The organism is Nostoc sp. CALU 1950 (assembly GCF_051172895.1).
GTDB lineage: Bacteria > Cyanobacteriota > Cyanobacteriia > Cyanobacteriales > Nostocaceae > Nostoc > Nostoc edaphicum_A.
The window spans coordinates 101,822-117,709 of record NZ_JBDNJQ010000006.1 but is presented as its reverse complement, the minus strand read 5'-3'; the positions used below and the strand labels follow the sequence as shown (position 1 = coordinate 117,709).

General features: G+C 45.1%; 10 protein-coding genes and 1 rRNA gene. 6 read left to right on the top strand and 5 right to left on the bottom strand.

Annotated elements, in window-relative coordinates:
* The first annotated feature begins 134 nt into the window (after nucleotides 1-134).
* Nucleotides 135-252 (top strand): 5S ribosomal RNA (gene rrf / locus ABF638_RS03515).
* Nucleotides 253-373: 121 nt separating this feature from the next.
* On the opposite strand, the gene dhaK is transcribed toward rrf, so the two are convergent.
* Complete coding sequence (gene dhaK, locus ABF638_RS03510; RefSeq protein WP_435020307.1) at nucleotides 374-1,447, bottom strand: dihydroxyacetone kinase subunit DhaK; 1,074 nt, start codon at nucleotides 1,445-1,447, stop codon at nucleotides 374-376.
* A gap of 465 nt (nucleotides 1,448-1,912) precedes the next feature.
* On the bottom strand, nucleotides 1,913-2,788 hold the full coding sequence (locus ABF638_RS03505; protein WP_435020305.1) for an MBL fold metallo-hydrolase: 876 nt from the start codon (nucleotides 2,786-2,788) through the stop codon (nucleotides 1,913-1,915).
* Nucleotides 2,789-3,274: 486 nt separating this feature from the next.
* On the opposite strand from ABF638_RS03505, the gene ABF638_RS03500 reads away from it, so the two are divergent.
* Nucleotides 3,275-8,122 (top strand): GAF domain-containing protein, encoded by a 4,848-nt coding sequence (locus ABF638_RS03500; RefSeq protein WP_435020303.1) that lies wholly within the window; start codon nucleotides 3,275-3,277, stop codon nucleotides 8,120-8,122.
* A complete protein-coding gene (locus ABF638_RS03495) occupies nucleotides 8,119-9,255 on the top strand; it encodes a hybrid sensor histidine kinase/response regulator (protein ID WP_435020301.1) in 1,137 nt (378 codons plus the stop codon). Before ABF638_RS03500 ends, ABF638_RS03495 begins: the two co-directional genes overlap by 4 nt.
* A gap of 185 nt (nucleotides 9,256-9,440) precedes the next feature.
* On the opposite strand, the gene ABF638_RS03490 is transcribed toward ABF638_RS03495, so the two are convergent.
* Together ABF638_RS03490 and ABF638_RS03485 are read right to left on the bottom strand one after the other, a co-directional pair.
* Nucleotides 9,441-10,394, bottom strand: a complete 954-nt coding sequence (locus ABF638_RS03490) for a heme o synthase (protein ID WP_435020299.1) — start codon at nucleotides 10,392-10,394, stop codon at nucleotides 9,441-9,443.
* Nucleotides 10,395-10,717: 323 nt separating this feature from the next.
* Nucleotides 10,718-11,638 (bottom strand): COX15/CtaA family protein, encoded by a 921-nt coding sequence (locus ABF638_RS03485; RefSeq protein WP_435020297.1) that lies wholly within the window; start codon nucleotides 11,636-11,638, stop codon nucleotides 10,718-10,720.
* A 404-nt stretch (nucleotides 11,639-12,042) separates the two neighbouring features.
* On the opposite strand from ABF638_RS03485, the gene ABF638_RS03480 reads away from it, so the two are divergent.
* Both ABF638_RS03480 and ctaD read left to right on the top strand, forming a co-directional pair.
* On the top strand, nucleotides 12,043-13,155 hold the full coding sequence (locus tag ABF638_RS03480) for a cytochrome c oxidase subunit II (RefSeq protein ID WP_435020295.1): 1,113 nt from the start codon (nucleotides 12,043-12,045) through the stop codon (nucleotides 13,153-13,155).
* Nucleotides 13,156-13,222: 67 nt separating this feature from the next.
* On the top strand, nucleotides 13,223-14,959 hold the full coding sequence (gene ctaD / locus ABF638_RS03475; protein WP_435020315.1) for a cytochrome c oxidase subunit I: 1,737 nt from the start codon (nucleotides 13,223-13,225) through the stop codon (nucleotides 14,957-14,959).
* On the opposite strand, the gene ABF638_RS03470 is transcribed toward ctaD, so the two are convergent.
* On the bottom strand, nucleotides 14,937-15,104 hold the full coding sequence (locus ABF638_RS03470) for a hypothetical protein (RefSeq protein ID WP_435020293.1): 168 nt from the start codon (nucleotides 15,102-15,104) through the stop codon (nucleotides 14,937-14,939). The two genes, ctaD and ABF638_RS03470, sit on opposite strands and share 23 nt — an antisense overlap.
* Here ABF638_RS03470 and ABF638_RS03465 point away from each other — a divergent pair.
* Nucleotides 15,103-15,729 carry a cytochrome c oxidase subunit 3 gene (locus ABF638_RS03465; RefSeq protein WP_181930890.1) on the top strand — a complete coding sequence of 209 codons (627 nt, stop codon included), beginning with the start codon at nucleotides 15,103-15,105 and terminating at the stop codon, nucleotides 15,727-15,729. The two genes, ABF638_RS03470 and ABF638_RS03465, sit on opposite strands and share 2 nt — an antisense overlap.
* Nucleotides 15,730-15,888: the final 159 nt, after the last annotated feature.

Below are 15,888 nucleotides of genomic sequence, written 5' to 3'. Positions count from 1 at the left end.
CCTCACAACTCATTTGTTCTACTTCATAATTCGCGTTACTTGCAGTCTTCAGGGTTTCTGAAGTATTAGAAATGTAAAATTTCAAAAGTCATTTTTAATTTTACATTTTTAATTTTTAATTCCCATCAGGTTTTCCTGGTGTCTATTGCGCGGTGGAACCACACTGAACCCTTCCCGAACTCAGAGGTGAAACGCTGCTGCGGCCACGATAGTTTAGGGGTAGCCCTACGCAAAAATAGCTCGATGCCAGGTTCTATAATTCAATAAGCCCCAAGCAATTATGATTGCTTGGGGCTTTTGTTTACCCTGAGAAACTCTGCATTAGTATACATCAAAGGTACTTAAACCTTAAAATTACAATGTTAGCAATTAGTTAAATTCTCCAACGCCAACTCGGCGTTTTTACTGGTGAATCCCATAGTCGGATCATCTCATCATCTAATTTCAGTAGGGTAATAGAGCAACCTTGCATTTCTAGAGATGTTATGTAGGGGCCTATCAAGTTTCGGACAATTTGCAATCCTTGCTGTTCGCAAATTTGGGCAAGTTTGCGATAAACAATATATAGTTCGGAAACTGGAGTTCCACCCATACTATTGACGAAAGCTAACAGGCGATCGCCTTTTGCAAATGGTAGATTTGTTAGTTCTACATCTAACCATTCTCCTTTGTCTTCATCCCACTCGCGCAGTGTACGGCTGTATGCTGCATCTTCAATGAGCGATCGCGTCAAAATTTCGGTAATCTCATCTACTGATTTGAGGGCTGTACGTTCTGTTCCTGGCTCACCGTGGATACCGATACCTAATTCAATTTCGCGATCGCTCAATTCAAATGTCGGTGTTCCATTAGCGGGGACTGTACAAGATGTTAGAGCAATTCCCATACTCCGTCCATTTAGATTTACTCGACGACATAAGTTTGCTATTTGTGGCAAATCATACCCAGCTTCAGCCGCCGCGCCACAAATTTTTTCTGCCAGTATTGTTGTTCCCACACCCCGCCGTCCTTGGGTATAGAGACTATCTTTCACTGCTACATCATCATCAATCAAAATATTTAGCGATCGAATGCCTTCACTACGAGCTAACTCTGTTGCCATTTCAAAGTTCATGACATCGCCACTGTAATTTTTGACGATATAAAGGATACCAGAGCCTCCATCTACAAGTTTTGCTGCTTCTAGCATTTGGTCTGGAGTCGGTGAAGTGAAAACCTCACCAGGACAAGCTGCATCCAGCATTCCTTTGCCTACGAAGCCAGCGTGCATTGGTTCATGTCCACTGCCACCACCTGAAATAATTGCTACTTTACCCTGTCTCGGCGCATCGGCTCGATAGACAAAAGTGGGATCATAGTTCAGTTTAATTAAATCGGAATGAGCCGCCGCCATACCTTCTAGACTTTCGCGCACAAAGTCTTCTGGCTTGTTGATCAGCTTTTTCATAATCCGTGTTTGGTTAAAAGGGTGCTAAAACTCAGGTTATAGCGATCGCTGGTTTGTATGCAATATCAGTGTGACCTTTCGGCGAACGCATTTGTTATTTCGGCGAACTCATTTGCTATTTCGGAGTACTCATTTGCTATTTCGGCGAACTCATTTGCTATTTCGGCGAACTCATTTGCTATTTCGGAGTACTCATTTGCTATTTCGGAGTACTCATTTGCTATTTCGGCGAACTCATTTGCTATTTCGGCGAACTCATTTGCTATTTCGGAGTACTCATTTGCTATTTCGGAGTACTCATTTGTTATTTCGGCGTGTCTGACTTTTAACGGGATCTGGAAAACCTCTCTCTAAATCTCTCTCCAAAAGGAGAGAGACTTTGAATTTTCCCCATTCCCGCGACGAGTTGGGGGTTAGGTCTTTCGTGGATTTTGCCATATAACCGAATAATTATAAATTATTTGGTCAATTCAAAGATTCCATTAACTCAATACACTTGTGCATCTGCTGGCGCATGGTTTCTTTATCAGCATGAAACCTTCGTCCATGTCCTGGTAGCACCCACTCAAAAGAGTAATTAGCCAAATTATGCATTGATTTAGTCTGTTCTGACCAAGAATACCAGCAGGCATTGTGGAATGCAGCCAGTTGATGCAAGCTTTCTGACCAAGCGAGATGATCGCCAGTGAAGAGAAACTTATTTTGATAAAGTAGGACGGTTTGTCCTTTGGTGTGACCGGGAACTGGGATAATTAAGAAATCTGGAGTCAAGGCAAATGGTTCAGAACCAGTTAGCTGTATTTCTACATTGTGAGTATCCGCAGTAATATCATCAACGTGGAGGATGCGATCGCACTGAAAATGCTCGGCAAACTTTTGATGATCTGCCACATCATCCTTATGAGTTAGGTACATATAACGAATTGGCCCCAGTTCTTCTAAACGCTTGACTAAAGGCGGCGTAAACCGGGGAGAATCCACCAAAATATTACCTTCTGGAAGTTGAATTAAATAGCTAGCAGCACCATAAGATTTTTCCGAATGATAGCCGCAGTGGTAAATATTTTCTGTTACTAATATTGGAAAACTTTGTTGAACAGCTTTGATATCTTTTGGCTTCTCAACTGTGCCAATGGAACTGGTAGGACAAGCTAAAAGTGCTTGCAATGCGGCTAATCTTTCCGCCTCATTGGTTGGTTGATGATAAACAGCCGATTGATCGTCAACATCATAAAATACTTCAGGAGCCATCCAGCGACAGGTATCACAATCAATACAGGTAGTATCTACATAAAAATCGCCGTTGACATTTTGAGAGCGACGCTGATTTAAATGAGCCATATTAATCCTTTTGCTTCCAGGCGCTTACTGGGGAGCGATAAATCCAATTCGCAATTCGCAATTAAACTCAGACAGACACTTCGGGGTGGGGTTTTTACCTACCAAGAGAATACAAGGATTTTTCGCGCCACTTGCGGGCAAGGTTTTGAACATGAAGCTTTTTTGATAAACCTCATATCACTACGCTAGCAAAAGTGATTTTAGATTGTAGATACCATTAGTAGTAAATCTGCTCAACAAAGAGGCAGGGGGAAAAGGAGCAGGGAGCAGGGGAGATAGAACAGAAAGGGGATTCGACCCCAACAAAGCCTTGATAATGTTGGGTTACCCTGCGGGAAGCAAGCTACGTTCCTCAACCCAACCTACGCCAGTTTTAGCTGAAATCTGCTGTATCTACTTCAACTATTGCCGGATTTTAGAGAATTGGTATAACTTGTCTGTTGCTAATGGGAACAATCAAGAATAAATCCCTTTGCCAATAGATCAATGTTTAACCGTTTCACCTCATCAGAACTGAAATCTGCGATCATCCGTCATCCCCTGATAGTTAAACCGGATACAACTGTGATGGACGCGATCGCTCAGATGAGTGGCGTGCGGACTCTTTGTGAGACGACTAAAACGGTGGATGGGCAACTGGATGAACTTTATCTAGAGGCACGATCAAGCTGCGTATTAGTAGTAGAAGAAGAGAAATTGCTAGGTATCTTCACGGAACGGGATGTGGTACGTCTATCTGCCCAGCAGTGTTGTTTTGAGAATTTGGCAATTCGGGAAGTGATGATCCATCCAGTCTTCACCCAGCACGAGTCTGATTTTACCGATTTATTTTTTGCTGTTAATTTGCTCCAACAGTACCGCATTCGCCACTTACCAATCCTGGACGATCAGGAGCGAGTAGTGGGGCTGGTAACTAATGAAAGTCTACGGCAGTCTTCTCGCCCTGTGGATTTGTTGCGGTTGCGACTGGTTTGTGAAGTGATGACGAGTGAGGTGATTTGTGCTACGCCAAATAGTTCCATGCTGGCGATCGCTCAACTGATGGCAAAACACCGGGTTAGTTCCATCGTGATTGTACAGCCAGGTGGTAGCCAAACTGAACCTCTGCAAATTCCTGTGGGAATTATCACCGAGCGCGATCTTGTGCAATTTCAGGCATTGAGCTTGAACTTAAAAAATTGTCTAGCAGAGGCGGTAATGAGTACGCCGATTTTTGCCGTAAAACCTGATGATTCGCTGTGGGTGGTACAGCAGATTATGGAACAACGCTTAATCCGCAGGTTGGCGGTGACGGGGAAACAGGGTGAACTATTGGGAATTGTCACTCAGACTAGTTTGCTACAAGCCCTCAACCCGTTAGAGCTATACAAGTTGGCGGAAGTGTTGGACAAAAAGTCAGTACGGTTAGAAACAGAGAAAATCGAACTCCTTGAAACCCGCACCGTTGAACTAGAACAACAAATTGAAGCCCGAATGATGCTCCTAGTAGCGAAAGCCGAACGGGAGAGATTGGTGCTAGCGATCGCCTTACAAATTCGCTCATCCCTGAGTCTACAAACTATTTTGGATAGTACCGTCACAGAAGTGCGGCAATTGTTGGGCTGCGATCGCGTCAATATTTGGCAGTTTGAACCAGATTGGCAAACTATCGTCGTTGCCGAGTCCACTGATTCTTCACTCTCACTGGTGGGTCAGCGCGTTGGTGACACCTGTTTAAAACAAGGCTACACTGAAATTTACCACCAGGGGCGGATTCGCATCGTGTCGGATATCTACAAGGCCAAAATCTCAGACTGTCACCGAGATATGCTGATTGCCCTCCAGACGCGAGCCAAAATTTTAGTACCGCTCTTCTGCGGTGATCAACTATGGGGTTTGCTCAATGTCGCCGAAAGTCAGCACCCCCGTGATTGGGAACCGGAAGAAGTCGAACTGCTACAAGCTTTATCAGTGCAATTGGCAGTTGCCCTTCAGCAAGCCACCACCCACAAAAAATTGCAAGAGCAATTGATCGAGCGCCAGCAAGCGGAAAATCGACTGCGGGAGAGCGAACAGCGTTATATTATTCTCAATCAAGAACTAGAAGCCAAAGTCGCAGAACGCACAACTGAACTCCAAGAACGAGAGGTGCAACTCCAGACAATATCGGAGCGCTTGGCCTTGTCCCTCAACTCTGGGGCGATCGGCTGTTGGGAGTGGGACATTAAAGAAAACACCATCTTCTGGGATGAGCGGATGTACGCGCTGTATGGTGTCACGAAAACATCTGATTCTTATGTAAACTACGAGATTTGGGAAAAGTGGCTACATCCTGATGACCTTAACCCCACCGAAATATTGCTCCAGCAAGCCCTTTTAGGAAAGGTAGAATACGATACTGAGTTTCGGGTTGTACATCCCGATGACAGCATCCATTTCATCAAAGCCTATGGCATGGTGGTGCGAGATGCTCAGGGTAATCCCCAGAAAATGATTGGAGTTAACTTTGATATTAGCGATCGCAAACGAGCAGAACTTGCCCTGCAAAGTAGTGAAATGCGCTTCCGGCAAATATTTGATTCTAATGTAGTCGGTATGCTCTTTGCCGATTTTCAGGGAAAAATTCTCGATGCCAACGAGCGCTTCTTACAGATGGTGGGCTACACCAGGGATGACTTAGATGCCGGGACAATTGATTGGCTGGGAATGACCCCACCGGAACATGTTCCTGCTGATTTTGTCGCAATGAAGCATCTGATACAACATAGCGCGATCAATCCCAGAGAAAAGGAATATTACCGCAAAGATGGTAGCAAGATTCCTGTACTGATTGGAGCGGCAATTCTTCCAGGCTCAGACAATCAAAGCATTTGTATAGTAGTGGATATTAGCGAACAGCAAGCTGCACTTGGTGAACGCAAACAAGCCGAGGAAATCATTCGCCAACAGGTTGAACGAGAACAACTGCTGCGAGAAATCACCCAGCGAATTCGTCAATCCCTAGATATCCAGACCATTTTTGACACCGCTTGTCAGGAAATCCGCCAAGTAATTCAGTCCGATCGGGTGGGAATTTTCAAGTTCTATCCTGAATGCAACTTTGACGACGGCGAATTTGTAGCTGAATCGGTTGTAGAAGGGTTTCCTTCAGTAGTGGCAATTCGGATACATGACCATTGCTTTGGCGAAAATTATTCATCTCTCTATGCTTTGGGCAGATTTCATGTCGTCGATGATATTTATAACGGTGGGATGAAAACTTGCCACACTGATATCCTAGCTAAATTTCAGGTGCGAGCCAATCTGATAATGCCGTTGCTTTGTGGCGATAAGTTGTGGGGTTTACTGTGCATTCATCAATGTGCAACAACTCGCCACTGGCGACAGTTTGAGATTGACTTTACCCAACAACTATCTAACCAGTTGGCGATCGCTATTCAACAAGCGAATCTCTACGAGCAAATCCAGTCTGAACTGTTGGTACGGCAGAAAGCCGAAGCGAGGATTGCCCTGCAACTGCGGCGACAGCAAACTTTAGGGGCAATCGTCCAAAAAATTCGGGAGTCGTTAGATATTAACGAGATTTTAGCAACAGTGACTCAGCAGGTTAAAGATGTACTGCACAGCGATCGCGTCATCGTCTTCCGCCTGTTTGCTGACGGTAGAAGTCAAATTGTTCAAGAAGCCGTATCTGGTGAGTTCCCTGCCCTCAAAGACCGACACTGGGACAATGAAGTGTGGTCTCAAGAAATTCTCGATTGCTACTGGCAGGGTAAGCCCCGCATCGTTCCTGATGTGATGAATGATATCTGGACAGAGTGCCTGGTAGAATACTCCCGCGAAGGTCAAATCCAGTCCAAAATTGTCGCACCGATTTTACAAGACGTGCGAGGTAGCGAAAATCATCGCTGGGTTGCCCCTTGGGTAACTAACAAGCTCTGGGGGGTTTTGGTTGTCCATGCTTGTCAAGAAAAACGAGTCTGGAAAGACTCTGAAGCGCAACTTTTGCAACAAATTGCCAACCAATTGGCGATCGCCATTCAGCAAGCGGGTCTGTTTGAGCAATTACAACAAGAACTCGCCGAACGACAACAGGCGGAAGCAAAGCTCACCCACAGCAATCAACAACTAGCAGTTTCTAACCAAGAACTCGCTCGTGCCACTCGCCTCAAAGATGAATTTCTGGCCAACATGAGCCACGAACTCCGCACCCCCCTTAACGCTATCTTAGGCATGACCGAAGGGCTACAAGAGGAAGTCTTTGGTGTTGTCACCGAGCAACAACTCAAAGCTTTGCGAACCATTGAGCGCAGCGGCTCTCATTTGCTGGAGTTGATCACCGACATCCTTGATGTGGCAAAAATTGAAGCCGGACAAATCGAACTAGACTATACCTCAATCTCAGTGGCTCGTCTGTGCCAATCCAGTTTGGTGTTTATCAAACAGCAGGCATTGCAAAAACGGATTCAGCTGGAAATCAAACTTCAAACAAATCTACCTGACTTGCTCGTGGATGAACGCCGTATTCGTCAAGTGTTAATTAACCTGCTCAACAATGCAGTTAAATTCACTCCAGAGAGGGGGCGCATTATCTTAGAAGTTACGCAACTTTTCCGAAACATCTCAACTACTGATTTAACAGAGCAACATTTTTTGCACTTTGCTGTCACCGATACGGGCATTGGCATCTCGCCAGAGAATATCAAGAACCTATTTCAGCCCTTTGTGCAAATTGATAGCGCCTTAAATCGTCAATATGCAGGTACAGGCTTGGGACTGGCATTAGTGAAGCGAATTGTCGAACTTCACGGCGGTAGCGTGGGGCTAATCAGTGAACTGGGTGTGGGCAGTTGCTTCACCATCGATCTTCCTTATACTCCTAGTTTTGGCGTTTCACCAGAAATGACAGCAGACGATCAACCAGCCGTGACTCCAGAACGGGACTCTCCAAGCACCGACGAATCAGCAAGCCTTACCCCCCTAATCTTGCTAGCAGAAGATAACGAAGCCAATATCAGTACAGTTTCTAGCTACCTCAAAGCCAAGGGCTATCGCATTGTGTTGGCACAGAATGGGCAAGAAGCCATCGACGTTGCTAAAACTTACCACCCTGACTTAATTTTGATGGATATTCAAATGCCGGGAATGGACGGTTTAGAGGCGATGAGACAAATTCGCCTCGATTCTAACTTGGTTGATATTCCGATTGTGGCGCTCACTGCGTTGGCGATGACGGGCGATCGCGATCGCTCTTTAAAAGCAGGAGCCAACGACTATCTGAGTAAACCCATAAAGCTTAAGCAACTGGCCACCACCATTCAACAACTTTTAAATGCAACCAAGGATGACAAATGAATCAGCCCTCTATTTTAGTCGTTGACGATCAACCCGATAACTTTGATGTCATTGAAACACTTTTAGGTGAGCAAAATTATCTGCTGCACTATGCTGCTAGTGGTGAAGAGGCGATCGCATCTCTCAACCTATTTCAGCCAGATGTAATTTTGCTAGATGTGATGATGCCGGGAACCGATGGCATAGAAGTGTGTCAGCAAATCAAAGCCATACCAAAATGGCAGCCTGTTCCGATCATCATGGTAACGGCTCTCACCGCTAAAGAAGACCTCGCTCGTTGCCTAAAATCAGGTGCGGAGGATTTCATTAGTAAACCCGTTAATGCTATTGAACTGCGGGCACGCATTCATTCAATGCTGAGGATTAAGCAACAGTATGACAAAATCCAAAATTTATCAGAGATCCAAGCAAGTAGTATTAAAGTCTTGGAAAGCACACTGAATGAACTGCGCGGCAATTTGGCTTCTGCTTTACCCCATGAACTCAATACACCACTAAATGGCATTGTCGGAATTATCAGCCTACTCATGGAAGATATTGATGGCATGAATATTGCCGAGATCCTGGAACTTTTAGAGTTGGCAGATCAATCCGCCCGGAGACTAGAAAAGTTAACCAAACAATTATTGATCTATTTAGAACTAGAGCTATCAATACACCAGCAGAAAAAAAACGAACCTCAGTCCACTTATTTTTCTATGGCAGCGATCGCAGCAGCTTTGGAATCTCATGCTCAAGGTGTTAATCGTAGCGACGATCTAATATTTGCAATTGAAGAAGCTAAGGTTTTAATATCGGCTCGATATTTAGCGATTGTCCTCCATGAATTAGTTGATAATGCACTCAAATTCTCCCAAACTGGGACAGCGATCAAAATCAGTAGTCAGGTGGTGGCAGGAATGCTAAATGTCTATGTCCATGATTTAGGACGGGGTATGACAGCAGAACAAATATCTAAAATTGGTGCTTTTATGCAGTTTGAACGCAAATTTTACGAACAGCAGGGTATAGGTATGGGCTTAAAGCTTGTCAAAAAAATCGCCGAACTTTGTGGTGGGCAGTTCTCAATTTTCAGTGTTTATCAACAAGAAACAACGGTACATATTGCCTTACCTATTGTCAATTTTACATAAAGTTGCGCCCCTACAAATCTAGAAATAATTTGGGATAACTTATTTTTTGCAAGTCCCTAAATCTACTCAAAAATAAAGTCTTGACTTGTGTGAAAATAAACATGGTCAAAAATCATACTCTGGGTTGATCATTTAAAATGCGATCGCGCCCCTTTACCAAACGCGATCGCTAAATTTTCCATCCCCTAAGCTATAAAATGCAACTGATTGCTCACCGCATTAATTAGATTATGGGTAACGGGAAGACTATCAACTACCATCCCCAGACACAACAGCATCATGTAGGAGATGGAATAGAGAAACAACTCTCTAGCGACAGTGCGATCCTCTGGATTTTGCAACAGCCGCCAAGATTTGTGGATAAATAATCCTCCCAGACTTAGGGCGATCGCAGCATAAAGAATTCCACTTGCACCCAAGGGATAAACCAATAACACGGTTGCAAATACTGTCACCAGCGTATAGTACCAAATCTGCCGTACTGTTGCTGTATCACCTTCAATCACAGGTAGCATTGGTATCCCCACCTTTGCGTAATCATCCCGAATCATGAGAGCTAAAGCCCAGAAATGGGGCGGTGTCCACAAAAAGACGATGGCAAAAATTAACCACGCTGACCAGCTTAATGTACCTGTGACAGCAGCCCAACCCACCAAAGCCGGAATTGCCCCTGCCGCCCCACCAACAACGATATTTTGTGTGGTGTGGCGTTTTAGCCAGTGGGTATAGACCAAAATATAAAAGACGATGCCAGAGAATGCTAATAGGGCAGCTAACAGGTTGGCAAATACTGCTAGGAGTGTAAAGGAAATTGTCGCCAGTGCGATCGCAAAAATTAGAGCATCGCGCGGCTGCACTTTACCCGAAGGTATCGGACGATGGCGCGTCCGCTCCATATCATAATCAATATCTCGGTCATAGATACAGTTAATCGTCTGGGCGCTTGCAGCAGCCAAAGTGCCACCAGTGAGAGTTACTAGCAACAGCAATGGGTCTACTTCTCCCTTAGCAGCAATCCACATACTTCCAGCCGTGGTAATCAAAAGCAACGGAATAATCCTAGGCTTCGTTAGCTGGTAGTAGCTTTGAACTACCTGTAAAAATGTTTCGTGGTGGCGAGAGACATTAGTCTCAATCATTTTGGCTCTGGTTCCTTATTTTTCAACAACTTACAGCAGAATTCAGGAGTCAGGATTCAGAATTCAGAAGTAAAACAGGTTTTATACCTGGTTTTGAGACTTAGCTTGTGTACAACACTTTCCTTGAAATCTGCTGTATATGCAGCCCCCGCTCTAGCTGGCTCTTTCAAGCAAATGAAAACACAGATGTATCATTCAGTGCTGAGTTAAAAGTAGAGACGCGATTAATCGCGTCTGTACAAGAGTTAGGAGTTCTTTTTCTGCTCCCTCATCTCCTCCACTCCCTACTCAGCACTCAGCACGGGCTAAACGCCCCGCTACCGCTAACGTGACTCAACACTCACTGAATCACGTAGTGATAAAACTGTAAAAGCCACCAAAGTACCTAGCAAAGTAGCTCCTATAGCTTGGTGAGAGACGGTGAGAGGCTCGACTTGGAGGTGTAATTTGAAGGTGGCAAATCCCAACAAGATTTGTAAGGTCAACAACCCACCAGCCATATTTGCCAGTCGCCGTAAGGCTGGATGTAGTGCTGGTGTCCGCCAACAGATAAATACCATTGCCAAGGTTGCCACTGTTGGCGGCACCAAACCAGCAATATGACTGTACATTACAGTACAAAGTTGAGAACCGCCGAGGCATTGGTGTAACGCCCAGCGAGAGCCTACCAAAGCACCTAGAATACTTTGCAGGTAAACCAGAACAGCGGCAGTTAAAGCAACCCAAGGCAACTTACCAACGGTTCCATTCCCCTGATAGGGTGTGAGTGCTGTGCCGATAATCAGGAGGGTGGTAAAAAACAACAGCGCCGTTCCCAAATGGGCGGTAACGATATCAAACCGCAATAGTTCGGTAACGGTGAGTCCCCCCAAGATGCCTTGGAAGACGATTAGAAATAGGGCGAATGTGGATGCCCAAGGCAGCCAAGAGGGTAAGAAGCGACGACGCCACCAGGACAAGCCAAAAAGTGCGATCGCGCTTACACCAATTAAAGCCGCATCCAATCTGTGAAACCACTCCAAAAATACTTGGAGATTCATTTGCTTGGCTGGCACGAGTTCGCCATAGCATAAGGGCCAGTCTGGGCAAGCAAGCCCTGCATTCATGACGCGGGTGGCACTGCCTATGGCCATCAAAATTAAGGTGGCTATGCACATTTTCCACACCAAGCGCCGAATCATTTCCTTGGGCTTTTGCTGCTGAAGAGCCGCTTCATTTTGTTGTTGTAGGACAAATTCGCTCATGAACGATACCTTCTGCCCGCTCTTGGTGGATCTCTTAAAATTTTCAATTTTCTTTTAGTGTCCTATCTCCACCCTAGCGTATAGGCTATGGGTTTATAGATTAGCACTCACTTATACTTTGAATCACTCCAGAAAGGTTTTGCCTGAAGCTTTAGGTATTTTTCAAGATGTCAGAAATTGATTAATCACAATTAATTTAAGCATTCTAAATTTTTCCTTAAATTTTTTCACTGGTTTGCATCTATTTTTGGCGTTGTATGATAGTAAACTCATACTCAAAATTACTAAAATAGCCAAAAAAATTAATAAAAATTTCAGACCTTTGTCCCCCATGTCTGACAGCCTAGACTACCTTAGTAAGTGAGTAGCTTCGAGATAACATAGTAAATTCAATTAAGTAAGCCGTGAAGATTCCAAGTTCCATCTGGACATTACTCATTGGCATCGTGCTAACGCTAGCCAGCCTTTGGTACGGTCAAAATCACGGTCTGTTGCCAGCAGCCGCTACTGATGAAGCCGTCTTGGTGGATGGTCTATTCAACACGATGATGATCGTTTCCACAGGGATATTTCTGCTCGTTGAAGGTATTTTAATTTACTCTGCATTTAAGTATCGTCGGCGTGCAGGTGACAATGAAGACGGCCCACCAGTTGAGGGCAATGTACCTCTAGAAATTCTCTGGACAGCGATCCCAGCAATTATCGTTATCGGTATTTCTGTTTACAGCTTTGATGTCTACAACGAAATGGGTGGCTTTGATCCCCATTCTATTCATGAAGCACCGATGAATCAGGAGTCAATGAAAATGCCAGGGCATGGGAGTGCGTTCGCGCAGCGTGCGGGAACCGCAATCGCCGCAACTTTAAGCGATACACCTCCTGGCACCGCACCCAACCTCAATCAAGAAAAATCTGATGAGGCAATGCAAGACCCAGCTACCGCAGAAGTCCGCAATGCTGACCAAATTCCCCAACTGCGGAATGCTCCAGGTGTAGGTAGTGTTGCCCCGACAATTGGGGGAACTCCTGAAAAAGCAGGTAAACCAGCAGAATTACAAGTCAATGTCACTGGTCTACAATATGCCTGGATTTTCACCTATCCTGAAACTGGCATAACTACAGGTGAAATGCACGTCCCCATTGGGCGAGAAGTGGAAATCAGTATGACCGCCAACGATGTCATCCATGCTTTCTGGGTGCCAGAGTTCCGCCTGAAACAAGATGCGATCCCCGGTAGGCAAAGCGAGATTCGCTTCACCCCCCAAAAAGCAGGAGATTATGTCCTAATCTGTGCTGAACTTTGTGGCCCCTACCACGGTGCAATGAGAGCGCCAGTAGTTGTTGAGCCACAAGAAGCCTTTGATAAATGGATGCAAGAACAGCTAGTTGCCAGCAAAGAAACGCTAAATCAAGCGATCGCTGTTAACCCTACCGATCTATCCCCAAATGAATTTCTTGCTCCTTACACCAAGAACATGGGAATCAAGCCAGAAATCCTTCATCAAGTTCACCATTAGTCAACACGTTATTTAGTCAAAATCCAATGACTAATGACTAATGACTAATGACCAATGACTAATGACTATGACACAAGCTCAGTTGCAAGAAACTGCGAATATCCCCGCCCTTCTTGAGGAACCAGGGGTCAGAAAATGGCAAGACTTCTTTGGCTTTCAAACCGACCATAAGGTGATTGGGATTCAATACCTAGTCACTTCGTTTATTTTCTACTGCATTGGCGGCGTAATGGCTGACTTGGTTCGCACGGAATTGCGAACTCCAGAGGTAGATTTTGTCACCCCGGAAGTCTACAATAGTCTGTTCACACTGCACGCCACGATCATGATTTTCCTCTGGATCGTGCCAACCGGCGCAGGGTTTGCTAACTATCTAATTCCCCTGATGATTGGGGCAAAAGATATGGCATTTCCTCGGCTGAATGCTGTTGCCTTTTGGATGATCCCCCCTGCGGGTATATTGCTGATTGCCAGTTTAGCGGTAGGCGATGCACCGGATGCAGGCTGGACTTCCTACCCTCCCCTGAGTTTGGTAACAGGGCAAGTGGGACAAGGCATTTGGATTATGAGTGTCTTGCTCCTGGGTACATCATCTATTTTGGGGGCGATAAATTTCCTGGTAACATTGCTGAAGATGCGTATCCCCGGCATGGGCGTTCATCAAATGCCCTTGTTCTGCTGGGCAATGTTCGCCACTTCAGCGCTAGTTTTGGTATCAACCCCAGTCCTGGCAGCAGGTTTGATTCTGCTGGCTTTTGACTTAATTGCCGGGACAACATTTTTTAACCCAACTGGCGGTGGCGACCCAGTAGTATACCAGCACATGTTCTGGTTTTACTCCCACCCTGCGGTTTACATCATGATTTTGCCCTTCTTTGGCGCAATTTCAGAAATTATCCCGGTGCATTCCCGCAAGCCGATTTTTGGCTATAAAGCGATCGCTTATTCGTCTCTTGCAATCAGCTTTTTGGGGCTAATTGTTTGGGCACACCACATGTTTACCAGTGGTATCCCCGGTTGGTTGCGGATGTTCTTCATGATCACCACCATGATCATTGCCGTACCCACAGGGATTAAAATATTCAGCTGGTTAGCCACCATGTGGGGTGGAAAAATCCAGCTTAACAGCGCCATGCTGTTCGCCATCGGCTTTGTTGGCACTTTTGTAATCGGCGGGATTAGTGGCGTGATGTTGGCAGCAGTGCCTTTTGATATTCACGTTCACGACACCTATTTTGTAGTGGCTCACTTGCACTACGTTCTATTTGGTGGTAGCGTACTGGGGATTTTTGCTGGTATTTACCATTGGTTCCCGAAAATGACGGGACGGATGATAAACGAATTTTGGGGTAAGGTTCACTTTGCCTTGACAATTGTCGGTCTAAACATGACCTTCTTACCTATGCACAAACTGGGCTTAATGGGCATGAATCGCCGTATCGCCCAATATGACCCCAAATTCACCACACTAAATGAAATCTGCACGTATGGTTCTTATATACTGGCAATTTCGACATTCCCCTTCATCATCAATGCAATTTGGAGTTGGTTGTACGGCGAGAAAGCTGGCAATAATCCTTGGAGAGCATTGACCTTAGAGTGGATGACTACCTCACCACCTGCGATCGAGAATTTCGATCAAACCCCAGTATTGGCTACAGGCCCCTACGATTACGGTTTGGAACATGCTAACGAAGGTGTACCTTTGTCTGATCCCAATCCCATTTTGTCTGGTGGCCCCAACTCAGTATTAAGAGCAGAACCCGACCCAGCGGTTGCTGCTAATCCAGAAGATCGGAAATAAACAGGGGACTGGGGACTAGGGACTGGGGACTAGGGACTGGGGACTGGTTAATTAATTCTCTTCCCAATGCCCAATGCCCCATTCCCAATGCCCAATGCCCAATGCCCAATGCCCAATGCCCAATTCCCCACTTATCAAAATTCATGCAAAGTCAAACTATTGACCCAGCTAAAACCGAACTTAATCATCATCATGCGGCAGAAGCATCTGTCGGTCATCATGAAGAACATCCAGACCATCGCCTGTTTGGACTATATGTCTTCCTGATTGCTGAAGGGATGATTTTTATGGGACTGTTCGGAGCCTACTTGGCTTTCCGTGCTACCTTACCTGCATGGCCGCCAGCAGGTACTCCAGAGTTAGAACTATTGTTACCTGGAGTCAACACTATCAATCTAATTTCTAGTAGTTTTGTCATGCACAATGCCGACACTGCTATTAAAAAGAATGATGCAAAGGGTGCGCGAATCTGGTTAGCAATTACCGCTGCAATGGGTGCTATTTTCTTGATAGGTCAAGTATATGAATATACCCATTTGGAATTTGGTTTGACTACCAATTTATTTGCTAGTGCATTTTACGTTTTGACTGGTTTCCACGGATTGCACGTTACAATCGGTGTTTTGGCAATTGTTGCTGTGTTGTGGCGATCGCGCGTTCCGGGCCACTATAGTAACGAAAAGCACTTTGGTATTGAAGCAGCCGAAATCTACTGGCACTTCGTTGACGTGATTTGGATTATTTTGTTCGGATTACTGTATCTACTGTGAGTATTAATTATTAGTTGTTCACTCCACGCGAACAACTTAATAGGCCCCCATTAGGGGGCTTTTTTGTTTAATTAACAGAATGCTGCCGTTGCAGATGGCTGTCTTGAATTTCCTATAAAACAGTTTTACAAGAGTTAATTGAAGAAGAATTCAGAAGTC

What these genes read in the sequence shown, in the direction of transcription:
- dhaK (WP_435020307.1), bottom strand. Translation starts at nt 1,447, where the DNA reads ATGAAAAAGCTGATCAACAAGCCAGAAGACTTTGTGCGCGAAAGTCTA.
- ABF638_RS03505 (WP_435020305.1), bottom strand. Translation starts at nt 2,788, where the DNA reads ATGGCTCATTTAAATCAGCGTCGCTCTCAAAATGTCAACGGCGATTTT.
- ABF638_RS03500 (WP_435020303.1), top strand. Translation starts at nt 3,275, where the DNA reads ATGTTTAACCGTTTCACCTCATCAGAACTGAAATCTGCGATCATCCGT.
- ABF638_RS03495 (WP_435020301.1), top strand. Translation starts at nt 8,119, where the DNA reads ATGAATCAGCCCTCTATTTTAGTCGTTGACGATCAACCCGATAACTTT.
- ABF638_RS03490 (WP_435020299.1), bottom strand. Translation starts at nt 10,394, where the DNA reads ATGATTGAGACTAATGTCTCTCGCCACCACGAAACATTTTTACAGGTA.
- ABF638_RS03485 (WP_435020297.1), bottom strand. Translation starts at nt 11,638, where the DNA reads ATGAGCGAATTTGTCCTACAACAACAAAATGAAGCGGCTCTTCAGCAG.
- ctaD (WP_435020315.1), top strand. Translation starts at nt 13,223, where the DNA reads ATGACACAAGCTCAGTTGCAAGAAACTGCGAATATCCCCGCCCTTCTT.
- ABF638_RS03465 (WP_181930890.1), top strand. Translation starts at nt 15,103, where the DNA reads ATGCAAAGTCAAACTATTGACCCAGCTAAAACCGAACTTAATCATCAT.
- ABF638_RS03470 (WP_435020293.1), bottom strand. Translation starts at nt 15,104, where the DNA reads ATGAATTTTGATAAGTGGGGAATTGGGCATTGGGCATTGGGCATTGGG.